The following is an 11,153-nucleotide window of genomic DNA, read 5'->3' as shown; positions in this document are numbered from 1 at the left end:
CGATCGTCACGCCGTACTTGGTCACCACCTTGTCTGGCTCCGTCAGCGGGCAGTTGCCGCCGCGCACGCCGGGCATGCCGGCCAGCTCGGTGCCACGCCCGGCGGCCAGATCGACGATGACCGAGCCCGGGCGCATCGCCTGCACCGTTTCGCTTGATAGCAACATCGGCGCGTCGCGGCCCGGGATCAGGGCCGTGGTAATGACGATGTCGGCGGCCTTGGCGCGCTCGTGCACGGCAGCCGCTTGACGCGTGAGCCACGACAGCGGCATCGGACGCGCATAGCCGCCGACGCCTTCCGCCGCGTCACGCTCTTCCTGCGTCTCGTAGGGCACGTCGAGGAACTTGCCGCCCAGCGATTCGATCTGCTCTTTGACGGCGGGCCGCACGTCGGAGGCTTCGATCACGGCGCCCAGGCGCTTGGCCGTGGCAATGGCCTGCAAGCCCGCCACGCCCGCGCCGAGAATCAGCACGCGGGCCGCCTTCACCGTACCGGCGGCCGTCATCAGCATCGGCATGAAGCGTGGGTAGAGATCGGCCGCGAGCAACACGGCTTTGTACCCGGCGATGTTCGCTTGGGAGGACAGAACGTCCAGGCTCTGCGCGCGCGTCGTGCGCGGCGCGGCTTCGAGCGCGAAGGCCGTCACGCCGGCTTCGGCCAGGCGCGCCCGGTTCTGCTCGTTGAAGGGATCCAACATGCCCACGAGCACGGCCCCGCGCTTCATCCACGCCAATTCCGATTCCGTGGGCGATTGAACTTTCAAAACGAGATCGGCGTTGAGAGCGGTAACCGCATCGGCAAGCTCCGCACCCGAAGCGGCCAACGCTTCGTCGGTGAAACTCGCGGCGATGCCCGCGCCCCGCTGAACGGTAACGCGATGCCCCTGACTGACGTACTTCTTCACCGTCTCGGGCGTCGCGGCTACGCGCGCTTCATGCAAGCGCGTCTCGGCTGGCACTCCGATGTGCATGTCGTGTTTGAAAAATTAGGTTTGCGCAACAGGTATGGGACCACCCGAAGGCGGCGTGATCCCGCTTGATTTACCGGCACCCGTTTCAGGCGTCATCGACGTCGGTCCCGGGCCGGCATCACGCAATCGAGCCGTACATGCTGATAAGCGCTTTCACCGAGAGGATATTCGGCAGCGCGCCATTCCCTAACTTTATTGTCGTGATGGCGGGTTATAAGCCTTTGTGATGCCGGACGACAACCCCGCTACCCGAGAAACTAGGTGCTCGTCTCCCGCATAAGACGGCAGACTTGCTCCCGCAGCCAGCGATGCGCGGGATCCTCCGAGACGCTCCGGTGCCAATAGCATCGCGCTTCGATACGCGGAATGTCGAAGGGCAACTCGAGAATCCGTGCGTCGTAGCGCTGCAGCAGCCTGAGCGGCGCTGTCAACACGAGGTCGGTGCGCATGGCGATCAAAGGCGCCACCAGATAATGCTGCACGCGCGTGAGGATCGTTCGGCTAAGCCCCATCTTGCCGAGCTCGGCATCGACGAGACCGATCCCTTGCCGGCGGCTCGACACATGGATATGACCGAGCGCGAGGTAGTCGTCGATCGTGAGTTCATCGCGTGCGTACGGATGATCGGGCCGCAACATGCAGGCGTATCGGTCCTGATCCACCGACTCCTGTTCGAGGGAGGGGTCGTTGATCAGCGGCGCGTCGATGGCAAGCGTGACCGCGCCATTGGCAAGCGCATCCGGAATGGCGCTGCGAGGCGTGAAGTAGCTTTCCACGCGAATGCCGGGCGCAAGCCGTTGCAGCACCTCTTCAAGGGCGGGCAGCAACAGCGCCTCCGTGAGGTCCGTCATGCTCAGCCGAAAGACGCGCTCCGACACGGCGGGATCGAATCGCTCGCCCGCATGCGCACTCGACTCGAGCAGTTGCAGCGCTTCGCGTACGCGGCCGACGATGTTCTCCGAGAGCGGCGTCGGCACCATGCCGTTCGGTGTGCTGACGAAGAGCGGATCGTCGAACACGCGGCGCATGCGCGCCAGCGTGTTGCTCACGGCCGGCTGCGTGATGAACAGCTTCTCCGCGGCCCGCGTGAGATTGCGTGTCGAATAGATCGCGTCGAAGACGACGAACAGGTTCAGATCGATCTTGGACAGAGACACTATGACAGTTCCTCTCTAGCACGGCGGCTTCCATCGGACGCCATCGGCATGTCACCCGCGGTCAACTCGCAAATGCTGTCGGCGAACCGCCGCAAGGCCTGAAGCGTTCCATACACGCTTTTGTATTCTTGGCGGCCGATCCGCCCATCGAGCACGACTTGCATGCCCGCCTCGCGAGCAATCTCTTCGATGTTCATGGCAACTCCTCATCTCATGCCGGCGTATCGGCCGGCCCTCCTTCGATCGCGCCTTCGACTCTTTCACGCTTCATTTAGTAGGCCATGGCCGGCCGCTCCAACTCCGGAGGAGAGACAGACCACGATCCGTTCGCGTGCCGGAAAAAGAAGATCGCCAGCGCACCGGACGATCCAACGGATTCGACACGAACGCAACGCGTCGGCCGGGACCTCGCGTAACTGAGGCGGGTCACGCATATCGGCGACGCCGGCGTCGGAGCCAGCCACTTGTCGATCAAGCTCCGCAAAGATACTACGTTGCTGTTCATCTCCTGCTCCTTCACCTTCGGCCATCCCCATTCATGCGACGATTTATCTTCTATTAATCACATATTATCGACCTACCAACCACGTATTATTGACCTAATAATAGTTGTTGATGGACCTACAAGCAAGATGATCTTCGAGAGGAGAACTACCGACTTGTGTGAACAAATTCTCTCTATCGCCCTGTCGGAAAAAGGCTTCTTCGCTCGGTGGCGTGGGCTTATCCACGCGCGAAAGGCCTGCGATCATCCGTTATTTTTTATCAATCCGGTCGTTCGAGCTTGCGTCTTTGCGCTCCACTCCATGTCGAAGCGACCTATAATTCGGTGTAACCAGGGAAATTTCACAGGGAGTCCGACGTGCAACGGAAAGAGCGAGAAACACTGCCTTTCGAGGGTGGCGGGCATGCCGATTCGGTGACGGGATCGGTCGCGCGAAGAAACCGGGAACTCCGTTTCACGCAGATCATCGTGGCCGCCCGGGAGGCATTCCAGGAGGATGGATACGCGGGGTTCACGACGCGCGGCGTCGCGGGCCGCGTCGGCATCACGCTGGGAAACCTTCAGTACTACTTCCGAACGAAGGAAGAATTGCTCCGCGCGGCGCTCGAAACCTACGTGCGCGAAATACTGGACGACTACGCGGCCATCGCGACCCGGCCCGGCGCCGTTGCCGCGCGGCGTTGCGCGGCGCTCGTGGAGCGCTTTCTTCGCGATATCAACGAGACCGATCTGCCGCGGTTCCTATTTGAAATCTGGGCCTTCGCCCAACACGAGCCGTTTGCGGCAGACCTGATCGATGAGTGGTACGCCAGGTATCGCAGCATGTTCGCCGGCCTCCTATCGGAGATTCATCCGAGTCTAACGAGCGAGCAATGTTTGACGCGTGCGGCCGTTCTCGTCGCCCAGACGAACGGCATGGCGATATTCGCGAATCGCGGTGCGGCACGGGACAAGGATTCCGCCGAATTCGCCCGCATGACCAAACGCGCAGTGAAAATGATCGTCGGCCTGTCGGGGCAGGCACTCGAAAGCCGGCCCGCCGCCGGCCGCGCGCGCAATCGCCGGCCAGCCCATGAGGGCAGCGCGTACGCCAATGCCACCGATCCGAAAGGACAGATCGAGGAGGCACAGTTCCAGTTGACCGTGCGGCAAGACGGGCAGGAGCGCCTGTATTACCGGCCGACGGTTCGCGGGCGGCGCCGGGAAGTGAAGATCAACGAGATCGTTTCTACCGCGGCCAATCTCTTGGCAACGGAAGGCTACGCGAACTTTACCCAAGCGCGCGTAGCCAGAGAACTCGGCATGCTGCCGTCGGCGCTTCAGAATTACTTCCCCATGCATGAGGATCTGCTGCGCTCGACCATCGACGCATTGATCCAGGTCTTTCTGGACCGCTACGCCGAGATGGCAAAGCCGAGCGGCAAACCCGCCCTGGAACGGCTGCGCGAAATCGTCTCGGACGTTTTCGAAGAGGCCCTCGATCCGCAAGTGTGCCGCTTCTCGTTCGAATTTCTTGCGCTGGCCGGGCACTCGGAGACCACGCGCGAACTCGTCGCGCACTCCTATTTCACCTATCGGTCGATCTACGTCAACCTAGTGCGCGAGATCGACGCATCCGCTACCGCGCGCGAATGCATTGTTCGAGCCACACTGATCGCGGCGCAAATGGAAGGCGCGGCGACCTTGATGTTCGGCGCGAAGTCACAGCCGCCGAACGTGGACCGCGTATTCGAATTGATGATCGAGATGGCGGCCCGCATCGCGCAAGGCGCCGTCGACGCGAAGACGGCGCTCTAACGCCGGATGCCTCGCCGCAATCGTCGAAAGAGTATGGGGTGTTAGTGCACCGTCGATCCGTAGAGCAGGCCCGCCTCCGCTCGACTCCGCATCGACGGACTCGCGCCCACGCCGGCACCGGCACCGGCACCGGCACCGGCATTCGCCAGCTTGAAGACCGATACGGCATCGTTCAGGACCCTCGCCTGCTCTTTGAGCGCCTGAGCTTCCCGTGCGGCCTCTTCGACCAAGACGGCATTTTGTTGCGTCACCTCGTCCATCTGAACGATCGCTTGGTTGACTTGTTCAATGCCGCGCGTCTGCGCCTCCGATGCCTCGGCAATTTCACCGACGATCGCCGAGACCTGTTCGATCGCAAGCCTCACCTCGCCGATCGTCTCGCGGGCCTGTGTTGCCTGTTTCGCGCCGTCTTGAATCATCGCCACCGACGAACCGATCAGTTCTTTGATTTCCTTTGCGGCGGCGGCCGAACGTTGTGCCAGACTGCGAACTTCGCTCGCAACGACGGCAAAACCACGGCCTTGCTCTCCGGCGCGGGCTGCCTCGACCGCGGCATTCAGCGCGAGGATGTTCGTTTGGAACGCAATGCCTTCGATCACGCTCGTGATGTCGGTGATCTTGTTCGAGCTGCCGCTGATTTCCTCGATCGTCCCGACCATGTGCCGTACCGCGTCGTTGCCCGCATCCGCCATGCTCGTGGCACGCGTGGCGAGCACGTTGGCCTCTCGCGCGCTGTCGGCGTTGTGCTTCACGGTTTCCGTCAATTGCGTCATGCTCGTCGCGGTTTGCTCGAGCGACGTAGCCTGCTTTTCTGTTCGGTCCGACAAATCGGCGTTGCCGTTCGCGATTTCCCGCGAGGCCACGGCCACCGATCCCGCGATGTCCTTGATCCCGCGCACCGTATCGCTCAGTTGGCGGGCCATCCGGTTCAACGCTTGGAGCAAATCCCCGAATTCGTCGCTGAGCTCCGCCGCGATTTCGTTCTCCAAGTTGCCGGCGGCAATCTGGTTCGCGACCGATAGCGCCTTGCCGAGCGGATGAGAGATGGCGCGTATCAGGTAAATCGAAACGCCGATGGTCAACGCAATGCCGACGCCGACCAGCCCGATCGCGATCCACAGCACGCTAAGATACGTCGATTGACTATCCACGACGAACTGCTTGGCCCGCGCAAGATGCAGAGCGGCATCCTGCGCCAGTAAGTCCGTGAACTGCGTGCCGATCGGAATGAGCTTCTTGATGACGGGAATAGCGACGTCATCGTTGCCCGAGTTCAAGGCGTCGATGGCGTCGTCCGTGACTTTCGTGAATTGCGGGAGCAGATCTCGGATCTGCATCGCGAGCGCTCGCTCCCGGCCGTTACGGATTCCCTTTCCGTAGTAGCGATTCCAGGCGTCGGCGATCCGCGTCTGATCGGCGCGAATGGCCTCGATGGCCCCCCTCGTCACGGTGGGATCGGCAAACATTTCAATCCGAGCGATCTGAAGTGTGAGATCCGACTGAGCGGCTCGCACTTCCGACAGCTCGTTGACGGGCACCACATGCCCCGAGAACGCATCGTCCAGATTCGCATTCAGGGTGTAGAGCCCATAGAGCCCGAACAGCCCGATCGCGGACATCAAAATCACGCACGCGCTCGAGCCGAAAGCGATTTTCAGCTTGATGCTCTTTGAAATATTTTTCACGTCGTTCCCCGTATAACGCCGATGCCGCCTGGAAGTGCCCTTTCTTTTGTCTTTGGTCAACGCACGATGCTCACTCGCGCGCCCAACCGTTCTCGTAGAGCTTGCCTGCGAGCACGCCCAATCGCGACGTGAGAATGTAGTTCTCGCCGTCCTCGATCAGCGCGGAACGCACGTCGCGGAAGAGCTTCTCGATCGGGAATTCGCGCGTGGTGGCGTTGCCGCCGAAGAGCTGGAACGCCTCGTGGGTGATCTTCATCGCTTCCTCGGTGACGCTGACCTTCGCCTGTGCCGTCGCATAAGGATGGCTGCGCGGCGCCATGCGGGAAAAAGCCAGGCTGCGGCGGGCGATGGCACGCGCCATCTCGAGACGGCGCAGCATCTCGCCGATGCGCAGATGCGTCATCTGATGCTCCATCAGCAGCGCGCCGCCCTGCTTGCGCTCATGGCAATAGCCGAGCGCGAGGTCAAACGCCGCCCGTGCCGCACCCACGAACACTTGGCACATGTGCGTCCCGGCGTACGACCACGCCGACGCCAAGTTGCCGAGGTACTCGTCCTTCAACGCAATGGCGAAGCGCTTCGGCACCTTGACGTTGTCGAAAAAAATCTCGCCCTGGGGCAGCGCGCGCTGGCCGATCTTGTCGAGCGGCTTGCCGCGAGAAACGCCGGGCAGATCGAGCGGAACGATCATCCCGATCCCGTTCGTGAATGGGCCGTGCTCACCGGCACCGTGAAATCCGTCGCCGTAGTCCGCCGCCATATAGGCGAGCGCGACCTGCGCCACCGAGCCGTTCGAGACCCACGCCGAACTCTGCCCGTTGATGACGATCTCTTGCTCGCCGACCTTCGCCGTCACGTTGCCGATCGGCTGCTTCCCATGTGCGCTGAGCTCCGCCCGATACAAGATCGCGGCATCGGAACCGCGATCAGGCTGCGTATTCATCCAGCAGCCGATTTTGCCCGTACACAGGTCGATCAGTTCTTGATTGCCGATCGATTGCGCCATCATCAACGGCATCGTGGCGCAACCCATCGACACGGCCAAGCCGGAATCGCCCCAGCCAAGCTCCTCGCCGATCAGCGATTCGATCCGCACGGCCGTCTCGGGCGGAAACTCCGCGATCAGCCGTGGATCGAGGCCGAGCTTCGCGCTTTCGACCATGACACCCCAAAACGGCGACCCCGGCGCGATCACCTCCTCCGGCGCCATCCGATCCAGTTCACGGCCGACCGGCCGCAGCACTTCGCGTGCGAAGCGATGGACTGTCGCTTGGATCGCGTTCTCCTCTTCACTGAGCGGGGTTTCGAAACCGGTGATGCCGACGGTGGGCAACTCGGCAGTCTTGTGCAGATGAATCATTTCGGCGCTCCTCCTTTACTGGATCCGTACCAACCGAACGACTCGTGCATTCGGTTGCACTAAAATAGGTCATGTTGCAAAAGTTAGGTCACTATACAAAACACAAGAGGCAAAAAAAAGACAGGGTAATCCCCTGTCCTTCAATCGCTGCTACAGCTTGCGGCGGCTATTCCTGAGGGGCCTCGGGCAACTCGCCCCAAATGAGCTGCTTCGCGGCGGCTAGGAAGCGCGCATCGAGCCCGCGCGTATAAGCGCGCTTGCTCCGTCCCGTTCCCATATGGAGCGTCAAGCCGTCGGCCATTGCCATGAGCAAGGCGGCGATTTGCACGCTTCCCGCCGCGCTGTGCTTGGGATTGGCGGCTCGGATCAGTTTGCCGAGTTCGCGTGTCAAAGTCTCGTACCATTCGTCGAGCAGTCCCGCGCACTCCGCATCGGTCGAGGCGAACGAAACGAAGTGCCACCACAATGCTACGTTCTTCGAATCCTTTGCGTCGCTCGCCGCTCGCTCCATCATCGCCTCGAGCACGTCTTTCGCCGGCACGTTGTTGTCGAGCGCATGCTTCAGCGCATCGAGATACGCGGTGATGATCGGCGCCATCACCGCGCGCAACACCGCGGGTCGCGTCGGGAAGTAGTACTGGAGATTGCTGACGCTGATCCCCGCGCCGAGTGCAACGGCACGCAGCGAGAATTCGAGCGGACCGCCTTCGAGCAGCAGCTTTCTCGCCACGCGGACGATCGTATTGCGGGTACGCACGCCTTGGGCGCGCAAGCCGTCGGGGTCAGCGGCTGCCTGAGCCGCGCTCGATGTGCGCCGTTTTCTGCTGCGCTGCTCGCTGGGCAGTGTCATCGTTGTCGTCTTAGTCTGGACGTTTCCGCCTTTTTGAGGCGATGTAATCGGGCTGGCGTTGAGTTGGGCGGAAATGACTATACCCGATGCCAGCCTCGATTTCCAATATGCGTCGCGACGCCGGGCGGCCCGTCCCGATTCAGCGGCGCGCCGCCCGCCTCAAGCGTTTTCGTCGCTAACCGCGGGAGGCGTTCCCGCGGCCGGCGCGTTTCGGGCCGCGGCACGCGCCTTGCCGTTCACGCGGCCGTCGAGCAGGTTCGCGATGCCGAGCATGCCGTTGATCAGGCACCATCGCAGCGGCTCGGGCAGCATCGAGGGAGGCGTATGACGCAGCGCCGCCAGCAGCGGATGCTCGCTGCCGCAAATCCGTTCGGCCAGCAGATGCCCCATCAGCGACTGGGTCCCGACACCGTGTCCCGAACAGCCGGCCGTGTACAAAATGTTGCCTTGCGCGCCGGCTTCTCCCACGACCGGCAACGCATCGCCGGCAATGCTCGCATAGCCGCTCCAGAACGCGCGGATGCCGAGGCCGCCCAACGAGGGGAAGCGCTCGCGCAACGCAGCTTCCAGCGCATGATTCGCCTTGGCGTCGGGAACGTTCGGCGTTGCCGACCCATAGGGGTAGCGGATTCGCTTCGTCGTCACGACCAGCGTATTGCGCGCCGTCAAGCGGTGGCTTTCCATCGTCCAATGCGCCGTGACGATGCCCTCGCGGCGAGGCCAGCCCAACGCGGCGAGCTGCGCGGCGGAAAGCGGCTCGGTTTCCATGGCCGAGACCTGCATCGGGATCACTTTGCTTTGCAGCAGGCCGAGCTGCGGCGTATAGGCATTGGTGGCGAGCACAACCACCGGGGCGCTCGCACTACCGCGCGCGGTACGTACCTTGACAGTCGCCCCCTCGTCATAGGACAGGACCGCGGTGTTCTCGTAGAGATCGACGCCCGCTCGCAGCGCGGCGCGCCTCAGCCCCATGACGTACTTGCCCGGGTCCAGCGTACCGCCGAGCGGCGTGTAGCTCGCGAACAGGAACGCCGGCGGTATCCCGCGCGCGCGCATCGCTGCCCCGTCGAGAAACTGCGTCGGCGAGCCGAGTTCGGTGCACTGCTGCTGGTTCTCGCGCACTCGGTGTTCCTGAGACGGGTGAACGCCCGCGCGGATGATCCCCGATGCGTTGTAGTCGCAGTCGATCCCGTATTCGCGTAGCTTGCGTTCGACGTAGCGCACGCCCTCGTCGTAATAGCTGACGATGTTCTTCGCACGCTCTTGACCCACACGCTTGAGGAACATCTCGAACTCGAGCCCCATCGCCCCGGCGAGGTAACCGGCGTTGCGCCCGCTCGCACCAAAGCCCGCGAACTCGCGTTCGAGAACGATGACCTTCGCGCCGCGCGCGGTCAACTCGAGCGCCGTGGACAGGCCCGCGAACCCACCTCCGACGACCACGACGTCCGCGCCGATCGCGCCCTCGAGTTCCGGCCGCGGATCGTCGGGCCTTTCGAGCCACCCGCCGATCGGACGATAGCGCTCCGAACCCCCGTTGCTGCTTCCCATATCTGCCTCTCGTTCAATCCCTGCTCAAAATATGAACCGCGAGCGCGGCCTCTTCGACGCCTTGCAGGCCGCCTCCGTTCTCCTGAATGGCATGGCGAGCAGCGGGCACCTGCCGGGCGCCCGCCTCCCCGCGCAACTGCGTGACGAGCTCGTAGAGCTGCCCGATGCCGGTGGCACCTAGCGGATGGCCTTTCGATTCCAGGCCGCCCGAGGTGTTGATCGGGACGCGCCCGCCGAGCGTGAAATCGCCGCGCTCGGCGGCGGGCCCGCCCTCGCCGAGCGGCGCCAATCCGAGGTTTTCGGCTTGGATGATTTCGCCCATGGCCGAAGCGTCGTGCACTTCGGCGACATGCATATCCTCGGGACCCAGGCCCGCCTGCTCGTACGCCTGGTTGGCCGCGAGGCGGCCGATGTTCTTTTCCGGTTCGTCCAGCCTTCGATTCGTGAAGCTGCGGATCACGCTGGCCGCGACACGGATGCAACGGTTCCGGTCGGCACCGATGCGGCGCAGCCCTTCTTCGTTACAGAGAATCGCCGCCGCGGCTCCATCCGATATCGGCGCGCACATCGGCAGCGTGATCGGATAGGTGATCGGCGGCGCGGCGAGCACTTCGTCGATCGTGAACGGCTGACGGAATTGCGAATACGGGTTGTAGGTCGAATGCAAATGATTCTTCGACGATACGGCGGCGATCTGCCGCTGCGTGGTGCCGTACGTCTTCATGTGATGCCGGCACAGCGCGGCATAGATTTTCATGAAGCGGCTGTACGGCCGATCCGATTCCGAGCCCGGCGGCGGCTCGATCCCTTCCCCGAGCTTCGCCAGCGTCTCGAAGTTCTCGTCGACGCGGGACACGTCCCAGCCCGCTTCGAAGAGCGCGAACGATTTTGCCTTGTCCGCGACGTTCATCTTTTCCGCGCCGAGCGCCAGCGCGACATCGCAGGCACCGGACTCGATATGCCTGACCGCCAGATGGACGGCGGTGCTGCCCGAGGCGCAGGCATTCTCGACGTTGAATACCGGAACGCCGTCGATTCCGATCTTGCTGCACACGACCTGCCCGGGAATCGACAACTGACCCTGCAGCGCCCCGTTGGTGATGCCGGAGTAGAACACCGCGCCGATGGCGTCGGTCCCGCAGCCCGCATCTTCCAACGCGCCGTTCAGCGCCTCGCTCGCTAGCGCGTCGACGCTGCGCTCGAGGTGCCGACCGAACACGGTCATGGCGATGCCTGCGATGTAGATGTTGCTCATGGTTTTTCGTTCGTAGAAAAAGG

General features: G+C 62.9%; 9 protein-coding genes. 1 reads left to right on the top strand and 8 read right to left on the bottom strand.

The window, feature by feature from the left end; all coding sequences use genetic code 11:
• The 3 genes from DWV00_RS27035 to DWV00_RS27025 form a co-directional block, all read right to left on the bottom strand.
• Nucleotides 1–970: NAD(P) transhydrogenase subunit alpha (locus DWV00_RS27035; protein WP_147297990.1), on the bottom strand; the 970-nt coding region annotated here is incomplete at its 3' end.
• 257 nt (nucleotides 971–1,227) lie between these two features.
• Complete coding sequence (locus tag DWV00_RS27030) at nucleotides 1,228–2,127, bottom strand: LysR family transcriptional regulator (protein ID WP_115536684.1); 900 nt, start codon at nucleotides 2,125–2,127, stop codon at nucleotides 1,228–1,230.
• Nucleotides 2,127–2,324: a hypothetical protein gene (locus tag DWV00_RS27025; protein WP_115536683.1), complete on the bottom strand. Its 198-nt coding sequence runs from the start codon at nucleotides 2,322–2,324 to the stop codon at nucleotides 2,127–2,129. The genes DWV00_RS27030 and DWV00_RS27025 overlap by 1 nt, the downstream gene beginning before the upstream one ends.
• 665 nt (nucleotides 2,325–2,989) lie before the next feature.
• Here DWV00_RS27025 and DWV00_RS27015 point away from each other — a divergent pair.
• On the top strand, nucleotides 2,990–4,429 hold the full coding sequence (locus DWV00_RS27015; protein ID WP_115536682.1) for a TetR family transcriptional regulator: 1,440 nt from the start codon (nucleotides 2,990–2,992) through the stop codon (nucleotides 4,427–4,429).
• A gap of 41 nt (nucleotides 4,430–4,470) precedes the next feature.
• Here DWV00_RS27015 and DWV00_RS27010 read toward each other — a convergent pair whose 3' ends face one another.
• The 5 genes from DWV00_RS27010 to DWV00_RS26990 form a co-directional block, all read right to left on the bottom strand.
• On the bottom strand, nucleotides 4,471–6,114 hold the full coding sequence (locus DWV00_RS27010) for a methyl-accepting chemotaxis protein (protein ID WP_245965057.1): 1,644 nt from the start codon (nucleotides 6,112–6,114) through the stop codon (nucleotides 4,471–4,473).
• A gap of 70 nt (nucleotides 6,115–6,184) precedes the next feature.
• Entirely contained in the window at nucleotides 6,185–7,474 is a 1,290-nt protein-coding gene (locus DWV00_RS27005; RefSeq protein ID WP_115536681.1) for an acyl-CoA dehydrogenase family protein, read from the bottom strand.
• Between the two features lie 166 nt (nucleotides 7,475–7,640).
• On the bottom strand, nucleotides 7,641–8,324 hold the full coding sequence (locus DWV00_RS27000; protein WP_115536680.1) for a TetR/AcrR family transcriptional regulator: 684 nt from the start codon (nucleotides 8,322–8,324) through the stop codon (nucleotides 7,641–7,643).
• A gap of 159 nt (nucleotides 8,325–8,483) precedes the next feature.
• Nucleotides 8,484–9,875 (bottom strand): NAD(P)/FAD-dependent oxidoreductase, encoded by a 1,392-nt coding sequence (locus DWV00_RS26995; protein ID WP_115536679.1) that lies wholly within the window; start codon nucleotides 9,873–9,875, stop codon nucleotides 8,484–8,486.
• Nucleotides 9,876–9,888: 13 nt separating this feature from the next.
• Nucleotides 9,889–11,130: a thiolase family protein gene (locus DWV00_RS26990; protein ID WP_115536678.1), complete on the bottom strand. Its 1,242-nt coding sequence runs from the start codon at nucleotides 11,128–11,130 to the stop codon at nucleotides 9,889–9,891.
• Nucleotides 11,131–11,153: the final 23 nt, after the last annotated feature.

The organism is Trinickia dinghuensis, from assembly GCF_003367175.1.
GTDB classification, from domain to species: domain Bacteria; phylum Pseudomonadota; class Gammaproteobacteria; order Burkholderiales; family Burkholderiaceae; genus Trinickia; species Trinickia dinghuensis.
The sequence above is the reverse complement of the archived record's forward strand: the minus strand, read 5'-3'. Positions and strand labels throughout refer to the sequence as shown.

Coding starts and splice junctions, on each gene's coding strand:
- DWV00_RS27025 (WP_115536683.1), bottom strand. CDS start 2,324: ATGAACATCGAAGAGATTGCTCGCGAGGCGGGCATGCAAGTCGTGCTC.
- DWV00_RS27005 (WP_115536681.1), bottom strand. CDS start 7,474: ATGATTCATCTGCACAAGACTGCCGAGTTGCCCACCGTCGGCATCACC.
- DWV00_RS27000 (WP_115536680.1), bottom strand. CDS start 8,324: ATGACACTGCCCAGCGAGCAGCGCAGCAGAAAACGGCGCACATCGAGC.
- DWV00_RS26995 (WP_115536679.1), bottom strand. CDS start 9,875: ATGGGAAGCAGCAACGGGGGTTCGGAGCGCTATCGTCCGATCGGCGGG.
- DWV00_RS26990 (WP_115536678.1), bottom strand. CDS start 11,130: ATGAGCAACATCTACATCGCAGGCATCGCCATGACCGTGTTCGGTCGG.